14 protein-coding genes and 1 tRNA gene are annotated in these 24,639 nt (G+C 49.3%); 5 read left to right on the top strand and 10 right to left on the bottom strand.

Going from position 1 to position 24,639, the window contains the following annotated elements; genetic code table 11:
* Positions 1–2: 2 nt before the first annotated feature.
* Positions 3–362, bottom strand: a complete 360-nt coding sequence (gene rsfS / locus C4H11_RS03905; protein ID WP_106040540.1) for a ribosome silencing factor — start codon at positions 360–362, stop codon at positions 3–5.
* A gap of 220 nt (positions 363–582) precedes the next feature.
* Between rsfS and C4H11_RS03900 the strand changes: the two genes are divergently transcribed.
* Positions 583–653 (top strand) — tRNA-Gln (locus tag C4H11_RS03900).
* A 212-nt stretch (positions 654–865) separates the two neighbouring features.
* Here the strand turns inward: C4H11_RS03900 and C4H11_RS03895 are convergent.
* The 3 genes from C4H11_RS03895 to C4H11_RS03885 form a co-directional block, all read right to left on the bottom strand.
* Positions 866–2,371 (bottom strand): MFS transporter, encoded by a 1,506-nt coding sequence (locus tag C4H11_RS03895; RefSeq protein ID WP_106040539.1) that lies wholly within the window; start codon positions 2,369–2,371, stop codon positions 866–868.
* 185 nt (positions 2,372–2,556) lie between these two features.
* A complete protein-coding gene (gene kduI / locus C4H11_RS03890) occupies positions 2,557–3,513 on the bottom strand; it encodes a 5-dehydro-4-deoxy-D-glucuronate isomerase (RefSeq protein WP_106040538.1) in 957 nt (318 codons plus the stop codon).
* Positions 3,514–3,549: 36 nt separating this feature from the next.
* Positions 3,550–4,923 carry a PTS galactitol transporter subunit IIC gene (locus C4H11_RS03885; RefSeq protein ID WP_106040537.1) on the bottom strand — a complete coding sequence of 458 codons (1,374 nt, stop codon included), beginning with the start codon at positions 4,921–4,923 and terminating at the stop codon, positions 3,550–3,552.
* Between the two features lie 294 nt (positions 4,924–5,217).
* On the opposite strand from C4H11_RS03885, the gene C4H11_RS03880 reads away from it, so the two are divergent.
* From C4H11_RS03880 to C4H11_RS03870, 3 genes are read left to right on the top strand one after another with little or no spacing between them, the layout of a single operon-like run.
* Complete coding sequence (locus tag C4H11_RS03880) at positions 5,218–6,435, top strand: glycoside hydrolase family 88/105 protein (RefSeq protein ID WP_106040536.1); 1,218 nt, start codon at positions 5,218–5,220, stop codon at positions 6,433–6,435.
* A gap of 29 nt (positions 6,436–6,464) precedes the next feature.
* Positions 6,465–8,228, top strand: coding sequence for a pectinesterase family protein (locus tag C4H11_RS03875; RefSeq protein WP_106040535.1), 1,764 nt, complete (start codon positions 6,465–6,467; stop codon positions 8,226–8,228).
* 16 nt (positions 8,229–8,244) lie between these two features.
* Entirely contained in the window at positions 8,245–9,555 is a 1,311-nt protein-coding gene (locus C4H11_RS03870; protein WP_106043102.1) for an acetylxylan esterase, read from the top strand.
* A 117-nt stretch (positions 9,556–9,672) separates the two neighbouring features.
* Here the strand turns inward: C4H11_RS03870 and C4H11_RS03865 are convergent, their stop codons facing one another.
* The 6 genes from C4H11_RS03865 to C4H11_RS03835 all read right to left on the bottom strand — a co-directional run bounded on the left by C4H11_RS03865 (position 9,673) and on the right by C4H11_RS03835 (position 20,006).
* Entirely contained in the window at positions 9,673–11,217 is a 1,545-nt protein-coding gene (locus C4H11_RS03865; protein WP_106040534.1) for a Gfo/Idh/MocA family protein, read from the bottom strand.
* 259 nt (positions 11,218–11,476) lie between these two features.
* Positions 11,477–13,315, bottom strand: a complete 1,839-nt coding sequence (locus tag C4H11_RS03855) for a RagB/SusD family nutrient uptake outer membrane protein (protein ID WP_106040532.1) — start codon at positions 13,313–13,315, stop codon at positions 11,477–11,479.
* Between the two features lie 18 nt (positions 13,316–13,333).
* Positions 13,334–16,648, bottom strand: coding sequence for a TonB-dependent receptor (locus C4H11_RS03850; RefSeq protein ID WP_106040531.1), 3,315 nt, complete (start codon positions 16,646–16,648; stop codon positions 13,334–13,336).
* Between the two features lie 64 nt (positions 16,649–16,712).
* The gene (locus tag C4H11_RS03845) at positions 16,713–17,897 is read right to left on the bottom strand and encodes a FecR family protein (RefSeq protein WP_106040530.1); all 1,185 of its coding nucleotides are present in this window, start codon (positions 17,895–17,897) and stop codon (positions 16,713–16,715) included.
* 131 nt (positions 17,898–18,028) lie between these two features.
* Positions 18,029–18,559 (bottom strand): RNA polymerase sigma-70 factor, encoded by a 531-nt coding sequence (locus C4H11_RS03840; RefSeq protein ID WP_106040529.1) that lies wholly within the window; start codon positions 18,557–18,559, stop codon positions 18,029–18,031.
* 292 nt (positions 18,560–18,851) lie between these two features.
* The gene (locus C4H11_RS03835; protein ID WP_106040528.1) at positions 18,852–20,006 is read right to left on the bottom strand and encodes a dienelactone hydrolase family protein; all 1,155 of its coding nucleotides are present in this window, start codon (positions 20,004–20,006) and stop codon (positions 18,852–18,854) included.
* A gap of 94 nt (positions 20,007–20,100) precedes the next feature.
* Between C4H11_RS03835 and C4H11_RS03830 the strand changes: the two genes are divergently transcribed.
* Complete coding sequence (locus tag C4H11_RS03830) at positions 20,101–24,567, top strand: hybrid sensor histidine kinase/response regulator transcription factor (protein ID WP_106040527.1); 4,467 nt, start codon at positions 20,101–20,103, stop codon at positions 24,565–24,567.
* The last annotated feature ends 72 nt before the right edge of the window (positions 24,568–24,639 follow it).

Raw genomic sequence — 24,639 nt, 5'->3', positions numbered from 1 at the left:
GATTAATCTATGTCAAATATTTGGGTTAATTTGGCGTCTGCCCAAAGGTGTTCCAGATTGTAGAATTCTCTTGCGTCCGGCAGGAATACATGTACCAGTATGTCCGAATAGTCCATTGCCACCCACTCGGCATTGCGCAGTCCGTCTATGGCGAAAGGTCTGGTGTCAGCGCCCTTGCGTGTGAAGTCCTTGACGGATTCTACGATGGCCGTCACTTGGCTGGGTGAGCTCCCTTGGCAGATGACGAAATAGTTGCATATGGTATCGTCTATTTTTGTGAGGTCTGCAACGACGATTTTCTTTCCTTTTTTATCTTGAATTCCTTCTGTTATCTGTTGAATAAGTCTTTTGGTTTCGTTCATTATACATTATTATAATTAGATTAAAACAGTTGGCAAATATACATTGATTTCTTATACCAAACACGCAAAAGAGGAAAAGAGTTTAATTTTTTGCTTTTTTTAGTTGAGCGAATCTTTGCACGTGGTCTTATCTGCTTTTATGAAAAAAATATTCGATAAAGCTTTGCATTCTCGTTTTTTTTGTATCTTTGCAACCGCAAAACAGAAACTAACTTGTTATTGGGCTATGGTGTAATGGTAACACTACAGATTCTGGTCCTGTCATTTCTGGTTCGAGTCCAGATAGCCCAACGTAAAAGAGAACGCCTTGCAACCTAAGTCTGCAAGGCGTTCTCTTTTCATTCCGAAAGCCGTTTTCTTCCGCAGATTCTCCGTATCTGTTTCGTATCAAGTCCGTATCTGCTCCGTATCAGCTCCGCATAAAGGTACTTTTATGCGGACTTGGTACGGCTTTGGTACAGCCTTGATACGGCCTTGATACGGCTTTGATACGAAACAGAGTGTCAGTCTGCCACAATCGGTTTATATTTCGGCACCAGTGCCTTCATGATGCACCATCCTATCAGGTAGGCTACGGCGCAAACGCAGAAGATGATGAAGTAGCCGGCGGGCTTCCCCACGAAGCCCATGAACGTCATCCGGCTTGCATCCGCATAGGTGAAGAGCATGCCCGAGCCCTTGTTGATGAGAAATGCACCGACGCCACCCGCCATGCCGCCCAGTCCGGTGATGGTGGCCACCGCACTCTTCGGAAACATGTCTCCCACCACGGAGTAGATGTTTGCCGACCAAGATTGGTGGGCGGCTCCGGCAATGCCGATGATGATGATGGGATACCAGTAGGAGTATGCTCCCAGAGGTTGCGCAAACAAGGCAAGCAACGGGAACAAGGCGAATATGAACATGGCTCGCATGCGGGCGGCGTAGGGATTCAGGCCCGTCTTGTTGATGATGATGGTGGGCAGCTTGCCGCCGTAGATGGAGAGCATCGTGATGGCGTAGAGCACGAATATCAGCAACTGTGCCGTTCCGCTGTCCGACGAGAAGCCGTAAACGTCCGAGATATAGGCGGGGGTCCAGAAGAGGAAGAACCACCATACGCCGTCCGTCATGAATTTGCCGATGGCAAACGCCCATGCCTGGCGATGCTTCAGGCACTGGACGAAGGAGAGTTTTCGCTCAGCCTTCCCGTCGGCGGGTGCGCCGTTGCTGTTTCCGGTCGGCTTGCCGTCTTGGGGCGGTTGATCTTCTTCCGTCAGCTTGTCTTGTTCGATGTATGCCAGTTCGGCGGCGTTGACTGCGGGGTTCTCGTTCGGCTTTTTATAGAGGAACATCCACAGCCCCATCCACACGAAGCCCAGTGCGCCGATGACGATGAACGCCATCTCCCATCCGTTGCCGATGCCGATGCGCTGGAAATAGCGCGCCAGCGGCGGGATGCTGACCGGGGCAATCAGTGCGCCTACCGTGGCTCCGGCATTGAAGATGGAGGTGGAGAAAGCACGGTCTTTTTTAGGGAAGTATTCCGCCGTCACCTTGATAGCTGCCGGAAAGTTGCCTGCCTCGCCCACGCTTAGCACGATGCGGGCGGCAATGAAGAAATAAACGCTGGTGATGGCAATGGTGGAGGCCACCGCGCCCGTGGCCGAAATCATGGCGGCGGCATCGTGTATGCCCACCGCTTGTTCGGTGGCCCAGCCGCAGGCGGCGTGCAGGCAGGCACCCAGCGACCATACGAAGATGGCCCAGAGATAGCCCTTCTTGGTGCCCATCCAGTCGATGAAGCGGCCGGCAAACAGGTTTGCGATGGCATACACGATGGAGAATACGGCGGTGATGTCGCCATAATGGGCATCTGTCCAATGAAACTCCGGAGCGATGAAATCTTTCCAAGTGAGTGAAAGCACCTGACGGTCGAGGTAGTTCACCGTCGTGGCAAAGAAGAGCATGGCACAGATTACCCAGCGGTAATGGGTCATCTTGCCCGGTGTGTTTGAAAGTGTATTCATGATATAGATGGATTATTTGACGGCAAAGGTAGGGCTTTGCGTGTTGTGCAGGGTGTAATAATTGGTGGAAAAACTGTAGAAAATGACAAAACGGACATGGAATGCAGAAAAACAGAAACACAGAACTTTCCATTGTACATAAAATGAAAGGCTCTGTGTCTCTGTTTTTTCTCTGTGTACGAATCTTATTTCATATCCGTATATTTGATTTCATCCTTGTCGCTGTATTTCAGGTTCTCGCCCGCCATACCCCAGATGAAAGTATAGTTGCGTGTTCCTGCCGCCGCATGGATGGACCATTCGGGAGAAGTGATGGCTTGTTCGTTGTGCAGCCACACCAGACGTTCTTCTTGCGGCTCGCCCATCAGGTGGCAAATGGCATTGCCTTCGGCCACGTTGAAGTAGTAGTAGGCTTCCATGCGGCGTGTGTGCGTATGGGCGGGCATCGTGTTCCATACCGAGCCGGGAGCCAGTTCGGTGAGGCCCATTTGCAGCTGGTTTGTACCGCCGTCTTTTACTCTTTCCAGCACATTCTTCACAATCAGCTGGTTTACGATGCGGTCGTTGCTGTCCTCCATCTTTCCGTAGCGGTCGGAGATGCCCAATGCGTATTTCTTGGGGTTGGCTTTCTGGAGTTTGGCATCGGTTGTAATCAGCTGGGTGACGTAAGGTTTGTAGGCCGGTGCCGAGTTGATGTAGAATTTGGCCGGACGAGCGGCGTCATCGCTCTTGAAGGTCACTTCCCGGTTGCCGCATCCCACGTAGAGTGCTTCTTTGTACTTCATGGGATACTCTTTGCCGTCTACCGTCACCACGCCGTCGCCGCCGGTGTTGATTACTCCCAGTTCACGGCGTTCAAGGAAGTAAGTGATTTCCGGGCCGAGCTCGCGGAACACCTCCAGCTTGAGGGTTTTGTTCACCGGCATCGCTCCGCCGTAAATCAAGCGGTCATAGAGCGTATAGGTTATATTGATTTCGTCCGCTACCATTACTTTTTCCATGACGAAAGCATTGCGCAGGCGCTCTGTATCATAGTGCTTCACGTCCTGCGGATGGCAGGCTGTCTGTACCTTGTGGTTCATTTGGGCATTGGCTGTCAATGCGGCGGTTCCCAGCATTAGGGCAATTGCTAATCTTTTCATTTTTAATCTGAACTTTTAAATATAAATATGCTGTGATTACATTCTGGTCTCTTTTTCGATTTTTTCACTGCGGATGATGGCACGACGATTGATGAGCATCAGTGCAATTGCCGCCAAAGTCAATAGCGCACCGCCTATATACGAGAGTTTTATTCCTTTATATATAGTCCAGCCAAAGAAAGAGGAAGCAAAATCGAGTGCGCCTCCCGAGAAGCCATCCGGAATGTGTGCCGTCGGGTCGTGGGTTTCGGCATATACGTTGTTGGCGGCCAAGGTAAAGTCCGGAGCCATATCGGTTACGAAATACAAACCGACGATCAGTGTGACAAGACCTACTATTAATGTCTTCAGTACGTTGCCTTTGGTAAAAGGCAGCACTATGGGGAACAGGTAGAACATGCCTGCCAATGAAGCCAACGGAAGGAACTGGTTGCCCGGCAGGAATACTGCCAGCATCAGAATGATGGGAATAAGAATCACTGATACTACTAACGTAGTGGGGTGTCCGATGACCAAGGCGGGGCTCATTCCGATGTACACTTTCTTACCATTGAATTTGGACCTCACTAATTCGGAAGTCTTTTCGGAAATGGGTTTCAATCCTTCGATAAACAAGGACGTGATGCGGGGAATAAGCTCCATTACGGCTCCCATTGTAATCCCTAAAAAGAATATTTTCTTAATATCCGATTGTGCGGCCCATCCTATCAGCATACCGACGATAACACCCAGTACAAGGGGCTCACCTATTACGCCGAACTTCTTTTTCATTCCTTCGGCATCGATATCCAATTTAGAAAAGCCGGGTATTTTGTCCAGTATTTTATTGATGATGATGGCAAAAGGCATAAAACTTTGGCAGAAAGGCTGGGGAATGGAGATGCCGTTTAAATCGTAGTATTTTTGAAACCTTTCGGCGGTGAGATCTGCGCAGACCAATGTGATGATATAGCAGATGATGGCGGCAAAATAGCCCCATGCCAGATTTTCACCGGTGACGAAGTAGGCCACAGCTCCGATAAATGCAAAATGCCAGTAATTCCATAAGTCGATGTTGACCGTTCGTGTAGTCTTGGTGATAAGCATCAGGAGATTAACTCCCAAACATACCGGTATGATTAATGCGCCTACGGCTGTATTGTATGCCACGGCGGCGGCGGCAGGCCATCCCATGTCGAATACGTTGAGCTGTAAGTGGTATAGGTCGGATATGGCTTTCAGAGGGCTGTCGAAGTTGTTCGTCAGCAAGGCTGTAATTACGCCAAGACCCACGAAGCCGACTCCGACGAAGAGGCCGGACTTTAGTGCCTTGCTGAATTTCATTCCAATACACATGCCGATAATCGTAAAGATAATCGGCATCATTACCGACGCTCCCAGAGCGATGATGTAACTGAAAACTTGTTCCATTCTCTTGTGATTTAATAGGGTAATAGATGATGTTTTTGCAATAGTTATGATTAAAACCGGGGTCAAAAATAAGACCTTTTCTCAATTAATCAAACTTGAAAGGTATAATAATCAGTAATTGGGACGATTTTGGATAAATCTTATCGTTATCGTGCACAAAAATGCTCGTTTCCGCACACGAAAAATCAAATAATACACTCTCTGAGTTGAAAAGTGCACACTTGTTCACATGGAAAACATTACTTTTGTTTCATGAATGAAAACAGATCTGATACCCCAAAAAAGAATGACTGCATGAAAAAGAACTCCATTTGTAAATTTATTGTATCCGGATTGTTGTCTTTGACTTTTCCTTTATGGATGTTTGCGCAGCGTGTAAGCAGTGAACTGCCTTGGTCGGTGCGCATGGCCGAGTCCGAAATGATTCGTTGTCCGCAGGCGTGGCAGCTCGATTTCCAGCCGGGCTTGAAGTGGGACTACTGCCACGGACTGGAACTGCAATCCATGCTGGACGTGTACGACCGCTACGGAGATGACCGCTTCTACACCTACGCCCTGGCCTATGCCGACACGATGGTGAATGATGACGGTACCATTAAGATGTACCGCCTCGAAGAGTTCAGCCTTGACCGCCTGAACTCGGGCAAGATGCTTTTCCGTCTCTACGAGCAGAGCAAGGATGAAAAATACGCCAAAGCTCTCGCGTTGCTGCGGTCTCAGCTGGACCGGCACCCCCGCAACGGCGACGGCGGCTTCTGGCACAAGCAGATTTATCCGCATCAGGTGTGGCTGGACGGGCTCTACATGGGGGCACCGTTCTACGCCGAGTATGCGTACCGTCATAATCAGGTGAGAGACTATGCCGATGTCATCCGTCAGTTCCTCATGGCCGCCCGCCATACGTACGACCCGGAGACAGACCTGTTTCGCCATGCCTGCGACGTCAGTCGCCGGGAGCGCTGGGCGGACAGAGGCACGGGGCAATCGCTCCACAGTTGGGGGCGTGCCATGGGGTGGTATGCCATGGCCTTCGTCGATGCGCTCGACTTCATCCCGCGGCACGAGACGGGGCGAGACTCGATGCTGGTTGTCTTCAATCGCCTGGCCGGCATGATCGAGCGCTTGCAGGATGCACGCACCGGCCTCTGGTACCAGGTACTGGACCGCAGTGGGGCGGAGGGGAACTATCTCGAGTCCTCGTGCTCAGCCATGTTTGCCTATGCCTTGTTCAAGGGGGTACGGATGGGGTATCTCGACCGCTCTTTCCTCAGTGTGGCCGTCAAAGCCTATAAGGGCATCCTGAAACATTTCATTGAGGTGGACGGGCAGGGCCTCGTGTCCATCACGCGCGCCTGTGCCGTGGCCGGACTGGGCGGCAAGGTATATCGCTCCGGCGACTACGACTATTACATCCACGAGGCTATCCGCAGCAACGACCCGAAAGCGGTGGGGCCGTTCATCATGGCCTCGCTGGAGTGGGAACGCCTCCAAGGAAGCGGAAGAGACCGTTAATCAACATTAATCATTCCATACCTACAACCATGAGACATAAACAGATTCTACTTTGGGGCCTCTTCGTTCTGTGCTCCGCTTTCAAGGCAGACAAGCCGGCAGTCACCATCTTCATGATAGGCGATTCGACAATGGCCGATAAGGACGTGTCCGGCGGCAACCCGGAGCGGGGATGGGGGCAGATGCTGCCCGGATACTTCTCGGAAGAGGTGCGGGTGGACAATCACGCCGTGAACGGGCGCAGCTCGAAGAGCTTCATTGACGAGGGCCGGTGGGACAAGGTGCTGTCCTTGATGAACAAGGGCGACTACGTCTTCATCCAGTTCGGCCATAACGACGAGAAGCCGGACGCAGAACGCCATACCGACCCCAACGGCGGCTCTTTCGACGCCAACCTCCGGCGTTTTGTCACCGATGCGCGGGCAAAGGGAGGCATCCCGGTGCTGTTCAACCCCATCGTCCGCCGTCATTTTGAGGGGGCGCAGGCGGTGGAGAGCACCGTTGTCCGCGACGATTTCCGCCAAGACGCCAACCCCGACGCCAAGCGAGACGCTTCTCCCTTGGCGCATCCGCAGGAGGGCGGGCGGCTGACAGACACCCACGGTGCCTACCTTGACTCTCCTCGCGAGGTGGCCCGGGCGCTCAACGTACCGTTCATCGACATGAACAGGCTTACGCACCGATTGGTGGAAGAGCTGGGGTCGGAAAAGTCCAAGGAGCTGTTCATGTGGGTGCCTGCCGGCACGGTACCTGCTTTGCCGAAGGGACGTGAAGACAACACTCACCTCAATGTGCACGGAGGGCGTATCGTTGCGGGCCTTGCCGCCGACGCCCTTGCCGAGACGGTGCCCGCGCTGGCCAAGTACATCCGCCGCTACGACCTGGTAGTGGCCAAAGACGGCAGCGGGGACTTTTTCACCGTGCAGGAGGCCATTGATGCCGTCCCGGACTATCGCAAGGATGTACGCACCTCTATATTGATAAGGAAAGGAGTATATAGGGAGAAGGTCGTCATACCCGAGAGCAAGGCCGGTCTCTGCCTGATGGGGCAGGAGGGGGCTGTCCTCTCTTACGGCGACTATGCGGCCAAGGCCAACCTCTTCGGCGAGGGCATGGGCACGTCCGGCTCCGCTACCTGTTACATCTACGCACACGACTGCTATGTGGAGAACCTTACCTTTGAGAACTCTTCCGGCCCGGTGGGGCAGGCGGTGGCGTGCTTCGTCAGTGCAGACCGTGTCTTCTTCAAGGGGTGCCGCTTCCTTGGTTATCAGGATACACTCTATACCTACGGCAAGGGATTCAGGCTCTACTTCCTCGATTGCTATGTGGAAGGTACGGTAGATTTCATCTTCGGCTGGTCGGTTGCGGTGTTCGACCGCTGCCGCATCCACAGCAAGGGTAAGGGCTATGTGACGGCTCCCTCCACGGAGCGGGGGCAACGGTACGGCTACGTTTTTCACGATTGCAGCCTGACGGCCGATGCCGGTGTGGAACAGGTGTACCTCTCCCGTCCGTGGCGCCCCTACGCACAGGCTGTCTTCGTCCGTTGCGACCTGGGTGCGCACATTGCCCCTGCGGGATGGGACAACTGGCGGAACAAGGAGAACGAAAAGACGGTCTTCTATGCGGAATACGGGAATAGGGGAGTAGGGGCCTCGACCGAAAGACGTGCCGCCTTCTCCCGCCAGCTGAAAGACGCTCAAGATTATGAGACAGAGACCGTCCTGGCCGGGACGGACGGCTGGAATCCGGTGAAGAACGGCAACGCCTTGCTGAAGTTGAGACGTTGAAACAAACTTTATGGCTATGAAAAGAGAACTGCTATCCATATTGGGTGTCGTATTGTTGTCGGCGATTGTTTTTGCCGAAAACTATCCGTACAGAAGCGATGTGCTTTGGGTAACTGTGCCCAATCATGCCGACTGGCTTTATCAAACAGGTGAGCAAGCAACCGTCGAGATTCAATTTTATAAATATGGTGTCCCCCGGGATGGAGTTACGGTAAACTATGAACTGGGAGCTGACATGATGCCTTCCGAAGTCAGAGGAACCGTTGTTCTGAAGAAGGGGAAAGCTGTTATACCGATGGGAACGATGAGAGAACCCGGTTTTCGTGATTGCCGTATGACTGCCACGGTTGACGGTAAGACCTATCGGCATCATATCAAGGTAGGCTTCTCTCCCGAAAAGATACAGCCTTACACCCAAATGCCGGCTGACTTTAGTGAGTTTTGGAGCAAAAACAAGGCTGAACTATCTAAAGTCCCTCTGAAATATACCAAAGAGTTGGCAGCAGAGTATTGTACGGATAAAATAGACTGTTATCTGGTGAAATTGCAGGTGAATGAACGCGGGCAGGCTGTTTACGGTTATCTGTTTTATCCGAAGAATGCAAAGAAAGGTTCTTGCCCCGCGGTGCTTTGTCTTCCGGGGGCAGGCGTCAAAACGATTAAAGAGCCTTTGCGTCACAAATATTATGCAGAGCAGGGATGTATCCGTTTTGAAATAGAAATTCACGGATTGAATCCGAAAATGGCGGCAGAAGACTTCATGGACATCAGTAATGCCTTTAACGGCAAGGAGAACGGGTATCTGAGCAATGGTCTTGACAATCGTGACAATTATTATATGAAGCGTGTCTATCTGGCATGTGTCCGCAGTATCGACCTGCTTGTCTCACTGCCCGAATGGGATGGAAAAAATGTGATTCTGCAAGGTGGCAGTCAAGGCGGTGCCTTGGCTTTGGTCACTGCGGGTCTTGATTTTCGCGTCACGGCATGCGTTGCCAATCATCCGGCGTTGAGCGATATGGCGGGATATATGGCAGGGCGTGCAGGGGGGTATCCGCACTTTTTCCGTGTGGCAGGGATGGATACTCCCGATAAACTGAAGACAATGGCTTACTATGATGTGGTGAACTTTGCCCGCTTCATTAAAGTACCTGTCCGTATGACTTGGGGATATAACGACGATGTTTGTCCGCCTACTACGAGTTATGCGGTATATAATGTATTGCAGTGTCCGAAAGAGGCGTTGGTTACTCCGATTAATGAACATTGGACATCAGCAGATACCGAATACGGACACCTGGTATGGATATTGAACCATCTCCGGTAAAAGGCTGACGAGAAAAAAAACAGAGGCGCAGACTTCACAGACACGGAATCCTAAATTCAATCCGTGTGTCTCTGTGAAGTCTGCGCCTCTGTCATAAGCGTTTTTCAGTGCACTCTCTTATTTCTCTTCTGCCCACTCTTTGGCACCTCTCTCTTTCAGTTGGGCTGTAAAAGCTTTTGCTTTTTCCATAGAGGCAGCCTCTTCTTCAGGAGTGGCATAGGCATGTCTGTACCCTTTCACTACGTTCCATTCGCCACGTGTGAAGTCGGGGAACTCTACGGCGGCACATCCGTTGTCCATCGATATTTCGCCCAGTTCGGCCAGGCAGCACCACTCGGCCAGGTCATATACGTCCATGTCCAGAGGCAAACCGTTCTGCAAGCAATACACCAGACGGCTGTCCATGATGAAGTCCATGCCGCCGTGACCGCCTACTTCCTTGGCCATTTCACCGTATTTCTTCAGAATGGGGTGTTGGTATTTCTCCTCCAGAACCGCCCTTTCGGCAGCAGGCAGGAATCCATGAGAGTTCAGGTTGTCTATCTTAGGCTGTACGCCCGAGGCAGTCAGCTGCTCGGCATCCAATGCATAGCCTTCCATAGGATACTTGTTTGCAAAGCCTTTGGTACCGGTGAGCTGATAGAGACGGTTATACGGCTGCGGAGTCATTACGTTATGCTGAATCTCAATCACTTTACCGTTGGCTGTGCGAATCAAAGTAGTGGTATGGTCGCCGTTGCGGAAATTGTTGCAAACAGAATCCGTGCGCTCCTTTACCAGCTCTGCTCCGACAAACGACTTGGTATCCATAGCCACCAATGTAGCCATGCGGTCGCCGCGATGGATGTCGAGCGCTTGTGCCACAGGGCCGAGGCCGTGAGTGGCATATACGTCGCCGCGGTGACGCATGTTGTAGTCCAGACGCCAGCCCAGTTTGTCGTTTTCTCCGTTCTTCCAATAATGATTCCAGAAGGGGGCCAAGTTATGGATATATGCGCCTTGTACACGGATTACTTCGCCGAACACGCCATTCTGCGCCATGTTCAAGGCATTCATTTCGAACCAGTCGTAGCAGCAGTTCTCCAGAATGAAACAATGTTTACGGGTGGTTTCGCTAAGGTTTATCAAATCCCAGCATTCTTGCAGATTCATGGCCGAAGGCACCTCGATGGCAACGTGCTTCCCGTTTTCAAGGGCGCATTTAGCCACCGGGAAGTGGTGCATCCAGTCGGCGGCGATGTACACCAAGTCTATATCTTCACGCTTGCACAACTCTTCGTAGCCATTCTCGCCGGAGTAGATGGCGGCTTTCGGCATCGAAGCTTTCTTTAAGTATTCCTGACATCTTTCCGCACGTGATGCCTCGTAGTCGCAAAGCGCTACTATCTGTGTGCCGGGAATGTATGTGAAACGCTCTACGGCTCCCGGGCCGCGCATGCCCAAGCCAACGAATCCTACACGGACTACTTCCAGTTTCGGAGCGGTCAGTCCTATCACGCTCTTCTGACCGGCAGGACGTTCGGGAGACTTCACGACAATCGTGCCGTTATTCCATTCCCATTGAGTTCCTCTTGCTGTGGTTTGCAGCGCAGTGGAGGTTCGGGTGGTGCATGCACCTAACACAAGGCATACGCCTAACAATAAGATTCCGATTTTTCTCATGATTGTAAAATTTAAAGTTAGTAATATAACAGTTATTATTTATCAAAGAATCAGACTTTTCTCAGATTTTGTTTTTCCGCATCAAAGATATTGTTTTTTAGGCATTCTATATAATCCCCTCTGCATAAAATACCTGGTTTTCACAGTCTTTGACTATTTGAAGAACGAGAAGGACTTACTTACCGCTTGATTCATAGCATTATAGTAAGCAAGTCCTTTTTACGTTTATTGATTTAGATTTGTTAGAAAGAAATGTGGCTTAATTACTTGTCGGGTTTTGTGTCAAAGTGCCCGGATATGAGTTTATCGCATCTTGAGGGATGTAATAAACAACTCGGTAATCCGTAGCGGGGATGTCTTCGAGTTGACGATGAGGCCCCGGGTAGCGACGTACCAATGGGTCGTTGTTTCGAAACACATCATAGCTGCGTTCTGCCTGATAAGCTAACTCCAACTGGCGTTCCTTGTCAATACGTTCTTTGGCATTACTTGCGTCCAAAGATTCATATCCTCCACCTACGATGGCACGGTTACGAATTAGATTCAAGTCTGCAAGTGCTTCAGCATATTTGCCCTGTTTGGCATAACCTTCCGCACGGTTCAGGTAGATTTCGCCTAAACGAGAAATGATAGGGGAATGCAGATGAGAATCCTCGCCTTCGCGCGAACATTTGGTAATATAGAATTGCGGATAAACACGATTTAAAGAGATGAAATAATCTTCTATACCCGTCAAATCCATCAGTACATTGGTTATATTTGTTCCGGCATTGTAATTACGTATTTTAAAATAACCTTGTTCTGCATCTATAACTTCCAGTTCGTACTTAAGATCTTTTGCCAGCACTTTTCCGGAAGCGTCCTTATCCGCTTCCAGTTTGTTCGGGTCATCGGCTTTGACTTTGTATTGCGTTACGTTCTTCTCTACTGCATAATACTTTCCGTTCTCTTTCAATAAACCGGCTTGTACATAGTTGTACCCCGTAATTTTATCTTTTGAGATATTCACTTCCAGGGGGAAGGTCGGTTTGATGAAACGGAAGACTGCCTGTTTGGATTTATCATAAGTAGGTTCAATGAAAGCGGCACGTGCATCTACCATTTTGTAATGATCTTCGCGCCAGTCGTTGCGTCCCGTTTCATTCAAAAGATCAATATATTTGGCACTGGCATACATTTCACCCCATCCCATGCCGCCAATATTGGCATACATACCGCCGACACCATAATAGTGATCGTATCCGGAATACTCGGATGCTACACGTTTGATAGCGAAAATCGTTTCCTTATTCTCTTCCGGTGTAAATGTATTGTATTTCATAAAATCAGAACGAGACAGCAGTGTATATTTGCCAGAGTTGATGACTTGCGTGGCAAAATATACGGCGGAATCGGCATAGTTCGTATTAGGCTTTTCATAAGTACCACTCATGTACAAATAAATGCGTGAAAGCATGGCTTGTGCAGCTTCTTTGGACGCAAAGATGGCACCATTGTTTTTGGTCATCATATTTGCGGCTTTCCGCAGGTCATTGATGGCTTGCGCATAAGTTTGCTTTACGGTTGCCCGGTCGGGTAAACTAAGGTTGTTTATATCCGAAGGAGTTCCGTTTACTATAGGCACGCCAAGGTTCGTTTCCGGATTTTGCGCATAGGGGCGACCGTAAGCACGACACAAATAGAAATAGAGCATTCCGCGAATGTAATAACACTCTCCCAACTTGTTGTCTATTTCATCGCTTTGTCCTTCGGCTATCATATTAATGATATTGGAACTTTGAGCAATGGCTTTATAGCTGTAATCCCAGAAGTTCTGTAAACGATAGTTCTGCGGGGTGCGGCTGAATGAAATGAATTCATAGAAAGCATCTGTGGACGAACCGCGTATCATCATGTTGTCGCCCGCATACTCGCCACAACGGTGCATCGGGTCGGCCCAATGTTTGAGTTGTGCATAACAGCCGTTCAACAAAGACTCAAGTGAGGAATTGGGGTCTGCGGTGACATTCTCTGCCGCCATTGCGCCATAAGGTAGGCGGTCTATATCACAAGCTGTACATAATGCAGCTGTCAATATGATAAAAATGATTTTTTTCATATTCCTGTTTCTTTTTAATTAGAATGTAAGATTAACGCCAAACATAAATTTCCGTACAGAAGGATAAACGGAAGGTCCTGTTGTTCCTATTACAGAGCCGTCACTATCCTTGGGAGGAAGTTCCGGGTCAACGCCGGAGTAACCGGTGAAGGTCAGCAGATTCTCGGCCGTGAAGAATACCCGCATGTTCTGAATGTAATATTGAGGGAGTTGCAGATTATAACCGATACTTACCGAGCGTAGTTTTAAGAAATCATTCTTTTCGATATAACGAGAAGACATCTTGTTCGAGTTGTTCGAGTTATTGTAAGCAGCCACCGGGTGGGTTGCAATATCTCCGGCTTTCTCCCAACGAGACCAACCTTTTTTCAATTTCATTTGGTTGCGGTCTGTATATGCACCATCTGAGTCATATTCTTGGCGGGAATAGTTATAGAGATGTCCGCCTAAAGAATAACCGAATACTGCATTGAAATCGATGTCTTTCCATCTCAACGCCGTAGAGAATCCACCGAATACTTCCGGATTGGAAGTGCCGCACTTGCGGTATGCGGCATCGGCATACTTGCTTGTCTTTTCTCCGTTTTTATCATACCATTGCGGCGCACCGTTCTCCGGGTTCACTCCTGCCCATTCAGGCATCCAATAGGTGTCTATCGGAGAACCGACTTCTAAAACCCGCTGTGCGCTACCTGCAATTCCGGAGTTGTCGCCGATGATCATTCGTGCAGTGCTGTATGTGCCATCGGCCGCGCGAGTCTGAAACAAGTCTTTCAACTTATTTCTGTTGTGGCCCAGGTTGGCGTCAATGCTCCATAACCAATCCTTGGTACGGATGATGTCGCCGCCAACGGATACTTCAAAACCTTGGTTCTGCATCTTGCCTACATTCTTATAAAGTCGGGTTACGCCCGTTAAACCGGAGATGGGCACAGCATACAAGATGTTGTCTGTGTCTTTGGAGTACCAATCGAAGGTGAAGCGGAAGCGGTCTTGCCACATGGATAAATCCAAACCGATGCCGATGGTTTTCGTTTCTTCCCAAGTCAAGTCTTTATTTCCTATCTGGCTGATCAGGGCACCGGGGACACCGTTGTAACTATAACTTGAGGACACAGAATAAAGGTCGTATTGCGGATAAAGAGAATCCGGACGGTTACCTACCGTACCGTAAGAGGCGCGTAGCTTCAAATTATTTACAAAATCCCATTTGAACCATTCTTCACGGTTGACATTCCAACCTGCACTGATAGAGAAGAAATTACCCCACTTGGCATTGTCGCCGAAGTTGGAAGCACCGTCACGACGAAGCGAAGCTTCTACCAGATATTTGTTGTCATAGCTGTAATTTCCTCTGAAGAAGTAAGAATCGACAGCCCATTCGCTTATTCCACCTTTGGCTTTTTCGGCCAACGACGTAACGTCGAGAACTTCAAAACCGGAGATTAGTCCTGTTCCTTTAGCATCGAGTGTTTTACTCCAATAATCTTTGAACTCGTGGGCTGCCAATGCTTGTATAGAATGTTTGTCAAAGTTCTTGTTAAAGCGCAATATCTGATTGGTATAGCGACGTGCAGCTTCCCATCTGTAGTCGGTGACGCGTCCTTGTACACTTTTACCGCCACTGGAGCGAGGGTCGGTATAGCTTTCGCTTCCATAAGAAATGTATTTGTAACTGTTGACGGAAGAGAGAGTCAGCCAATCGGTCAGTTTGATATCAAAGTCAAAATTTCCCATAAACTCAAGATAGCGGGAACTTGATTTATCACCGTAGCTGAGGTCTAACAGATAATTGGTTGCCGTGTTGTTGACCCAACCGGAATAGCGGTGCGGCGCTAACCCGCCTTTTTCATCATAAGGACTATCCCAAGGGAACATGGAATACATGGAGCCTACGCTATATTGCGTGTCTGTGATGTCACGGCGCGCACCGGATAAAGAAGGTTTCACCGTTAGCCAGTTAAAAGGTTTATAAGCTGCTTTCGCGCGGAAGTTGTAACGAGTATAGTCATATCCTTTCACGGCACCGGTTTCATCATATACTCCTACAGAAACAAATGAATTCAGCTTCTCGTTTCCGCCTTGCAGGGATACATTGTAATCTTGTGTGAATCCGGTCTTGGTAGCTAAATCCCACCAACTGAAGTTACTATTGCGCAAATCGGGATTCCAGCGTGGGAAACTTATGTCGCCGGCGTTAGAGAATGAACTATATAGATCATAAAGCTCTGCCCCGTTCATCATTTCGAGGTTCCCATTGTTCAGACTGCTGACACCCAGTTTGGCTGAGACATTGATATTCATCTTGTCGGTCTTTCCGCTTTTGGTGGTAACCACAATAACACCGTTGGCACCTTCGGAGCCGTAGATGGCGGTAGAAGAAGCGTCTTTCAGGATGGTCATGGTTTCAATGTCGTTCGGATTGAGCTGTCCGGCATCCGACCCCACGATTACACCATCGATGACCCATAATGGTGCGGTTCCGCCATTCAATGTCACTTTACCGCGAATAACCACCGCTCCCGAAGCACCCGGCCGACCGGAACCCGGCGCAACATATACACCGGCCGCCTTGCCGTTCAGCATGTTTTCCACCGAAGGAGTCGTGATGTCTTTCAGTTTGCTGCTGTTCACCGTCTGCATGGCACCTGTCAGGCTTTCTTTCTTTTGCACGCCGTAGCCCACTACTACGACTTCTTCCAAAGCCTGAGCATCGGGAATCAATTTCACGGTCAGCTTTTCTCCGGCTTTTGCGGCATGTTCTTGTGTTACATATCCGATAAAGGAAATTACCAGTACAGAGCCTTGCGGAACGTCCAATGTAAATTTACCGTCTAAGTCGGTCACCGCACCTGTTCCGGTAAGACCTTTTACAACTACGTTGGCTCCGGGAATGGTTTCGCCATTCTCGTCAACGACCTGTCCTGTCACTTTGATTGTGGTGTTTTGTTGTGGTTGATGGGTAGCGACCGGAGACTTTTTGGCCACTGTAATCTGGCGGTCGTTTATCTTGTATTCAAGGTTCGTGGCAGAAGAGAGTTCTTGCAAGATTTCCTTGACGGCTTTTCCTTCTGTGTTGACGGAAACTTTTTTCTCTAATTCGGATAAGACATTGTTGGAATACAGAACAACGTAATTGCTATTGTGCTCGATGTATCCGAGTACTTGCTTTACGGTCTGTGCCGTCACTACATTTTGTTTGTTCTCAGAATCGCGATGCTCTGCGGCATGCAGAGGGAGCAAACAACCCTCTGTCGCTAAAAAAGCACCTAATAGCAGATAAATAGAGATAAAGCAGCTATTTATCCGTCCGATAGTCATCTTTTTTTTCATACTTTCGTATTGATTTTGGTTACTTAAAATAGATTGAGTTATAAGGTTGACAATATGTTTTTCTTTAAATGTTTTCTATGTAAATCGACTCTTTTTGAAGAGTGGACTTCAAGGACAGGGTATGCCTGATTGACTCCAATACGGTGTCCAGCTCTTCATTCAAATAAAGCTTTCCGAAGAAAGGTGTATCGGCTATCGATGGATGGCAGGTTATCTGCTGTCCGTAGTATTCTGTCAAATATCTCAGCACTTCTTTCAGAGGTTTTCCGTTCAGCACCCATACTCCGTCTACCCAATGGATGTAGTCGAGCGCGTTTACTTTTTCTTTTTTTGCGATGCCCGCCTCGTTCAGCTCCACCCGTTCGTTGGGTTGCATCTTTATATGTCTTTCCTGATGGTCTTTTACGTCTACCGAGCCTTCTACCAGTACGACATCGGCCCGGTTGCTTCCCTTGCGTGAGGCAATGTTGAAAGATGTGCCCAATACTTCGACTTCGAAGGCGGAAGTACTGACTATAAAAGGCTTTTCCTTGTTGTGCGCTACTTTCAAGTAGGCTTCACCCTCTACAAAGATTTGTCGTTTCTTTCCTTTGAATGTGCGCGGATAAATCACCTTGCTGCCGGAATTTATCCATATACGGCTATTGTCGGCAAGCACAATCATGGAGCGGCGTCCTTTGGGTACGATGATCTGGTTGTATTCTTCAGTTTCTTCCACGGCTTCTTCCACTACGGGCGCTTCATCTACTTTGGAGGAATTGACCTGTACCTGACCGCCCTGTGTGTAAGCCACTTGGGCATTGTTGGCTATCTCTATTTTTTTCTTGTCCGAAACCACCAGTGTCACTTCTTTTATCTCTTCATCACCCGTGTTGGCAAGTAGGAATTGCTCCATCTTGGCCTTTTCGTCTTCAACGTCTTTTCCTCCTTGATTAAGGAAATAGAAAAAGGCGAGCAAGAGGGCGATGGATGCTGCCACCAGTCCGCCATACAGCATAAGGGCCGTGTGCTTTTTGATACGGGGCGTTTGTTTGCCGGCCTGCTCTTCTATCTTCCGAAGTGCTTTGTCCCACACTTCGTTTGCCTCTGTCCGGGAAGGTGTGCACTCGTCCCATAAGAAAATCAACTTCTGCAAATCTTCTTCTTCTTCCGATTGAGAAAAACTCTCATCGGGGCGGGCTGAACGGTTGTCCAAGAAAGAGGCCAACTGTTGGTATTTTTCGTTTTCTTTGTTTTTTTTATCTTCCATCTGTGTGACAGTGTTATTAATATGACGCAGCTTGTTTTAAAATCTCCTATTCCGAAAGATAGTTTTTTTGTGCGGGTGGGAAAACGGGTCAGCCGGAAAGGCTCAATGGGGTGCTTATTTGTTTCTCCGATTTATTTTTCCAAGGCTGTTGCTATGTGTTCTAAGGCTTTGGCCACGTGTATGTTGATGGTCTTTACGGAGATGTCCAGCATCGTGGCAATCTCTTTATAAGGGAGTTTCTCTATCTTGGCCAGAACAAATACTTGCTTGCAGCGGGGTGGCAAATCGTTGATGGCTTTGTTGATGCGGGTCATCTCTTCCCGGCTGATGAGTCGTTCGTCGGGTGTCTGCAATTCGTCGGGCATGGTGTGCGCGGCCAAATCGTCCCATGAGACGAAGGTCATGGAGCCGGCTTTCTTGCGCAGGTAAGAGACTGCTTTGTTGTGGGTAATGGTCAGCAGCCATGCTTTTATCTTTTTTATTTCCGCCAGTTTATTTCTGTTCTGCCAGACTTCGACAAAGACATCGCTCACAATATCTTCCGCTTCCTCTTTGGAGCGGACAAGGTAGCGCGCATAATACAACAGGTCGCCCGAATATGCCTCTACAAAGCTTCTGAAGAGCTGTTCGTCCATGTCTGTTATATGATTATGCGGAAACATCTATTCTATAATTGTAACGAATTACGTGCAATATTCGCTAAAATACTTGAGGTATGCAAGGATTTGGGATAGAAATGGCCGGTTGCGATATGTGATGCATGCCTGCACGATGTGTGGCGGTTGTGAAACGGTGTTTACGGCCTTATTTGTTCCCATGTATGGAGAAGCCGCTTCCCAATACGACTGAGGCAGCCTCAGTCGTATTGGGAAGTGGCTTCAGTTGTATTGGGAAGTAGGGTCTCATCCTTAGGGAATGGGTGAAACTAAAAGTTTCATGGTGGCGAAACACGTGTTACTTCAGCCATTTGTTGAAAAAATCCAAAGTTTCATTTTGCATCTCTTGGCTGAAAAAATGTTTCTCATCCCAGATTTTGGTGACAAGACGATTTGCCGCATGCCGGCTCTTCCATACGGACTGCATGGTGGCATAGGCGTCTTTCACTCCGGCTATCGGGAATAGCTTGTCTTGTGTTCCGTTGAAGAAGAGGGTGGGCTTGGGGCAGGCTATGCTTGCGGTATGGGGGTAATCCAGATAGCGGCGCAGGCCGGGGATGAGCATGGCGTAGGCCGAACCGCCTTTGTTCTGGTTATTGTTCGGCGTCATCAGGCTGTCTGTGGTGTTCATCCAGCATATCGAGGCGGAGGCCTTCACGCAGTCGGTGAGGGCGGACAGCATCCATGAACGATAAGCCCCCATGGAGAAACCGAGGCATCCCACTCGCTCTTTATCGACAAAGGGCAAGGAAGCAAGAAATTCGGCGCTGCGCACGTCGTCCATATGGATAAATGCGCCCCAAGAACTGCCCATTTGCAGGAAATTGGATGCAAGTGCCTGCTGTCCGTCATAGTCGACGCCCTCCTTTCGACCGCGTTCTCCCCAAAACAAGGCGTCGATGGACAGAACGGCATAGCCGTGGGCTGCAAAATAATCGCCCACATACCGGCCGTCGTAACAACGTTCTGCCCAGTCGTCGGCATCGGCCAATGTTTCCGGCGCTACATGGAAGGGGCGTATCATCTTCTCCTTGCCGATGGAGAAATGGGCGCCGTGGTCGTGCAGCACGACGATGGCGGGGAAAGGACCCTTGCCATCGGGAACCAGCAGATAGGCGGGGATACGGCACCATGCAGAGACGTTGAAGCGGATTTTATGTGCTTTGTATCCGTTGCGAGATTCTGTGTCTACGGTTTCCATGTCATAGCTCTGCGGGGCGGGAGTAAGGTTTTGCATGCATTCCGTCAGGATGTTGCGGGCTTCTGCACGCCATCGGTCAAAATCCTTTGTCGGCGAGTTGCCCCATGCCATGGGGTAGGTCAGCTGCCGCTTCAGTTGTTCATAGAAAGTGGGCATGTTCTTCACTGTCCCGTAAGGGATGGTGTCGGTTTGTGCGGAGGCGGTGGAGTGCATAAGGAGGAATAGGCAGAAAAGAATGGTGGTGTATCTCATGGCTTGGCGGTTTGTCTGTGATTATTAAATAAAAAACAAAGATACGATAATTCTCTATGAAATATGTATCTTTACCGCACAGAATGGACTGATTATGGCAAAAAGAATCTTATATCTGATTACGAGTTTGATGTATGTATGGACTGTCTGCGCGCAGCCCGATTGTTTTTTAACTCATTATTCATCTGAGGACGGCTTGTCTCAAAACACGGTGATGGGCATCTTGCAGGACAGCAGGGGGAACATGTGGTTCTCCACTTGGGATGGCCTCAACCGCTTTGACGGATATACATTCAAAACGTATAAAGCGAGGCTGGGCAACCAAATAGCATTGACCAATAACCGTATAGACCGGATGTATGAAGACCGGTATGGTTTTCTCTGGCTTCTGACTTATGATAACCGCGTCTATCGTTTCGATCCCCGCACCGAGATATTCGAGCAAGTGCCTTCGGGAAATGCAGGAGGAAGCGCTGCCACAATAACGTCTATCAAGCTTCTACCCGGTGGTGTCGTATGGTTGCTTACCGAAAAGGAGGGAGCGATTCGGGTCGTAACGTCGCCTGACACTTACAGGCTCACTACGGAATGGTATGCTGCGGAAACCGGTCTGTTTCCGGCCGTACGCGTACGCGAGGTGTATGAAGACCTTTCCGGCCATGAGTGGATGCTGACCGACAATGGATTGGGCATGCTTGTGTCCGGAAGGAAAACGCCCGTGTCTTTTTTTACGGAGACGGCAGAAAAAGAAACGAAGGACGGACAGCCATTCTATGCTTGTCTGGAGCAGGGCGATGAAATACTCTTTGGGTCGGAGAACGGGCGTATATGGTGCTACCGGAAGCCGACGGGCAAGTTTAGCCTGTTCCGACTGCCGGGTACTTCAAAAATCGTATCTATCAAGAAACTGAATGAACACGAGATGCTTATAGCCACCGCTACCGACGGCTTTTACGTGTATCAGTTCCGTACAAAGACAACGAAACATTATGAGGCGTCCCGCTTGCCGGACGCTCCTGTTCATTCCGTCTATGTGGACAAATATTCGGAAGTGTGGTTTGAACAGCACATACCGGGCATCGTTGCACATTTTAATCCCCAAACACAGGCGCTGAAAACCGAAACCATCGCCGTGGAACCTACCAGTACAGACCGTTCGCGCCCGGCTTTTCATGTACATGAAGACATCCACGGTATGGTGTGGGTACATCCTTACGGAGGAGGATTCTCCTATTTCGACAGAAAGCAGAACTGTCTGCGTCCTTTCTATAATAGTTTGGCGGACGGCAACTGGCGTTTCTCCAATAAGATTCATGCCGCTTTCTCGGACAGGCAGGGCAATTTATGGATGTGCACCCACTCAAAGGGCTTGGAGAAAGTGACTTTCCGTCCCCCGCAATTTGAGATGATTACCCCTGTGCCCCATCATTACGAATCGTTGAGCAACGAGGTGAGGGGACTTTGCGAGGACAAGGAACACAATCTCTGGGTAGGCCTGAAAGACGGCAAACTGAGGGTGTATGATAAAAATCGTAAGGAGCGGGGCTATTTGACGGAGGAAGGCGTAATATCACATACCGGTGTTCCGTTGCGGGGGAATGTTTATTTCATCTTACAGGACAAAAAAGGCAGCCTTTGGATTGCAACGAAAGGAGACGGTTTGGTAAAAGCCGAACGGAAAGGCGATGCACGTTATGAACTGACACGTTACAGGTATCGGAGAGATGATATTTACAGTTTGAGTGACGATAACGTTTATTGTGTGTACGAAGACATTCGCGGAAGAATCTGGGTGGCTACCTTTGCCGGCGGTGTAAACTACATGACGCATGACAAGGAGGGGAAGGAAATCTTCGTCAATCATCGCAATAACCTGAAGGGTTATCCCATAGACGATTGCTACAAAGCACGTTTCATTACCGGCGACGGCCGGGGACATATCTGGATTGGCACAACCGTGGGAGCCTTGATGCTGAACGAAGATTTTGCTTCTCCGGAAGATGCCGTTTTTCATCATTACGTGCGTGTGCCGGAAGATATACATAGCTTGAGCAATAACGATGTTCACTGGATTATCTCCACCCGGAACAAAGAGCTTTATCTGGCCACCTTCGGCGGAGGGTTGAACAAGCTGGTTTCTCTGGACCGGGACGGCAATGCCCGGTTCAAGTCTTACTCCGTACAAGACGGGTTGCCGTCCGATGTGCTTTTGTCTATAATCGAGGATGGCAGTGCCAATCTTTGGATGAGTACCGAGAACGGTATCAGCAAGTTTATTCCTTCGGAAGAAAGATTTGAGAATTATGATAATAAAGGTGTTTTTTCCCGGGTACGTTTCAGCGAGGCGGCTGCTGCCTGCACTTCTCAGGGCAATGTCCTGTTCGGTGCAAGCAACGGCATCTTTGTGTTCAACCCCGATTCCACACGCAAGAGCGATTACGTTCCTCCCATTGTATTATCCGGTCTGTTGCTTTCCAATGAGAATGTAATGCCCGGAGAGAAGTCGGTCTTGAAGCAAAGTCTGGACGACACGCGCAAACTGGAGCTGTCTCACAAAGAAAATATCTTCACCATTCAATATGCGGCGCTCGATTACTCGGCTCCGTCCGAGATTCAGTATGCCTATATTCTGGAGGGATTTGAAAAATCATGGAACTATGTGGGTAAACAACGGATGGCTACATATACGAATCTTCCCAAAGGAGATTATGTCTTTAAAGTGCGCTCGACGAATGCCGATGGAGTATGGGTGGATAATATCCGTACACTCGATATAGAGGTACTTCCTTCGTTTTGGGAAACACCTTATGCCTACGTCCTCTACGTCTTGTTGGTGCTGCTGATTATCATCACGGCCGTATATATCTTGTTCACCATCTACCGGTTGAAGCATCGGGTGGATATGGAGCGGCAGATGGCGGATATGAAACTGCGCTTCTTTACGGACATCTCGCATGAATTGCGTACCCCCCTGACCTTGATTTCAGGGCCGGTGGAACACGTCTTGGCGAATGCAACCCTGTCGGCCGATGTCCGCGAACAGCTCCGGGTGGTGGAGCGTAATACCAACCGCATGCTCCGCCTGATTAATCAGATTCTCGATTTCCGCAAGATACAGAACAAGAAAATGAAGATGCAGGTACAACGCATCAATGTGGTGGCCTTTACCCGTAAGATTATGGAGAGTTTTGATGCCATGGCCGAGGAACGCCACATCGACTTTCTGTTTGAGACGGAGAAGGAAGAGCTTTATCTGTGGGTGGATGTCGACAAATACGAGAAAATCGTGTTCAACCTCCTATCCAACGCATTTAAATACACTCCTGACGGAAAAATGATAACCGTCTTTGTTCGTGAAGAAGAGAAAACCGTATCGGTAGGGGTGGAAGATCAAGGCATCGGCATTGCCGAAAACAAGAAGAAGTCAATCTTCCTGCGGTTTGAGAATCTGGTAGATAGAGGGCTGTTCAATCAGTCGAGTACGGGGATAGGATTGTCCTTGGTGAAAGAATTGGTTGAAATGCATAAAGCCGTGATTTCCGTTGACAGCAAATTGGGTGAGGGCAGCTGCTTTAAGGTCGATTTCCTGAAAGGTAAAGAGCATTACGATGACGGAGTGGAGTTCCTTCGGGATGATGCGGCGGCGGTAGTGGGGATGCCAGAGCAAGTCATGGATACGGATAACGCAACTCATCCACCTACGGCAGAACAAGCAGCGTGGCAGGAACAAGAAGATGAAGAGGCGGCGGTGGATAAAGAGACCATGTTGCTGGTGGAAGATAATTCGGAATTGCGGCTGTTCCTGCGTTCTGTCTTTGCGGCCGAATATCGGGTGGTAGAGGCGGCAGACGGCGTGCAGGGGCTGAACAAAGCCTTAAAGCTTTTGCCCGACATCATCATCAGCGACGTGATGATGCCTGAAAAAGACGGCATCGCCATGACCCGCGATTTACGGGCCGATATGACCACCAGCCACATCCCCATTGTTCTGTTGACGGCCAAGACCTCCATGGAAAGCAAGGTGGAGGGGCTGGAGTTCGGTGCCGACGATTACATTACGAAGCCTTTCAGTGCAACCTATCTGAAGGCGCGCGTCAGGAATCTGCTGATGCAGCGCCGCAAGCTTCAGGAACTGTATCGGGCAGATTTGATGTCTTCCGGAACAGTTGCCTTGAGCTCATCGGAAGAGGAGGCGGAAGAACAAAAGGCTCCGGAGCTGTCGCCCAATGACCGTAAGTTTATGGATAAACTGCGGGAGCTGATGGAGAAGAATATGGACAACGGCGATTTGGTTGTGGATGATTTGGTACAAGAGTTGGCAGTCAGTCGTTCCGTGTTCTTTAAGAAACTGAAAACTCTGACCGGACTGGCACCCATTGAATTTATTAAGGAAATGCGTATCAATCGTGCCGTCCGGCTTATTGAAACCGGTGAATATACCATGACCCAAATATCCTATATGGTGGGCATCAACGACCCGCGCTATTTCAGCAAGTGCTTCAAGCAGAAGATGGGAATGACCCCGACGGAATATAAGGATAAAAGGATGAAAAACAAGTAACCAGAGTCTGATGTAAGAAGTGCTCAATGTCCTATATATCTCATTAAGCACGTCCTATATATCTCATGGATG

It is taken from the genome of Bacteroides zoogleoformans (genome assembly GCF_002998435.1).
Lineage (GTDB): Bacteria > Bacteroidota > Bacteroidia > Bacteroidales > Bacteroidaceae > Bacteroides > Bacteroides zoogleoformans.
The sequence above is the reverse complement of the archived record's forward strand: the minus strand, read 5'-3'. Positions and strand labels throughout refer to the sequence as shown.

Excerpts from the sequence above, each read along its gene's own strand:
- rsfS (WP_106040540.1), bottom strand. The coding sequence starts at position 362 with ATGAACGAAACCAAAAGACTTATTCAACAGATAACAGAAGGAATTCAA.
- C4H11_RS03895 (WP_106040539.1), bottom strand. The coding sequence starts at position 2,371 with ATGAATACACTTTCAAACACACCGGGCAAGATGACCCATTACCGCTGG.
- kduI (WP_106040538.1), bottom strand. The coding sequence starts at position 3,513 with ATGAAAAGATTAGCAATTGCCCTAATGCTGGGAACCGCCGCATTGACA.
- C4H11_RS03885 (WP_106040537.1), bottom strand. The coding sequence starts at position 4,923 with ATGGAACAAGTTTTCAGTTACATCATCGCTCTGGGAGCGTCGGTAATG.
- C4H11_RS03880 (WP_106040536.1), top strand. The coding sequence starts at position 5,218 with ATGAAAAAGAACTCCATTTGTAAATTTATTGTATCCGGATTGTTGTCT.
- C4H11_RS03875 (WP_106040535.1), top strand. The coding sequence starts at position 6,465 with ATGAGACATAAACAGATTCTACTTTGGGGCCTCTTCGTTCTGTGCTCC.
- C4H11_RS03870 (WP_106043102.1), top strand. The coding sequence starts at position 8,245 with ATGAAAAGAGAACTGCTATCCATATTGGGTGTCGTATTGTTGTCGGCG.
- C4H11_RS03865 (WP_106040534.1), bottom strand. The coding sequence starts at position 11,217 with ATGAGAAAAATCGGAATCTTATTGTTAGGCGTATGCCTTGTGTTAGGT.
- C4H11_RS03855 (WP_106040532.1), bottom strand. The coding sequence starts at position 13,315 with ATGAAAAAAATCATTTTTATCATATTGACAGCTGCATTATGTACAGCT.
- C4H11_RS03850 (WP_106040531.1), bottom strand. The coding sequence starts at position 16,648 with ATGAAAAAAAAGATGACTATCGGACGGATAAATAGCTGCTTTATCTCT.
- C4H11_RS03845 (WP_106040530.1), bottom strand. The coding sequence starts at position 17,897 with ATGGAAGATAAAAAAAACAAAGAAAACGAAAAATACCAACAGTTGGCC.
- C4H11_RS03840 (WP_106040529.1), bottom strand. The coding sequence starts at position 18,559 with ATGTTTCCGCATAATCATATAACAGACATGGACGAACAGCTCTTCAGA.
- C4H11_RS03835 (WP_106040528.1), bottom strand. The coding sequence starts at position 20,006 with ATGAGATACACCACCATTCTTTTCTGCCTATTCCTCCTTATGCACTCC.
- C4H11_RS03830 (WP_106040527.1), top strand. The coding sequence starts at position 20,101 with ATGGCAAAAAGAATCTTATATCTGATTACGAGTTTGATGTATGTATGG.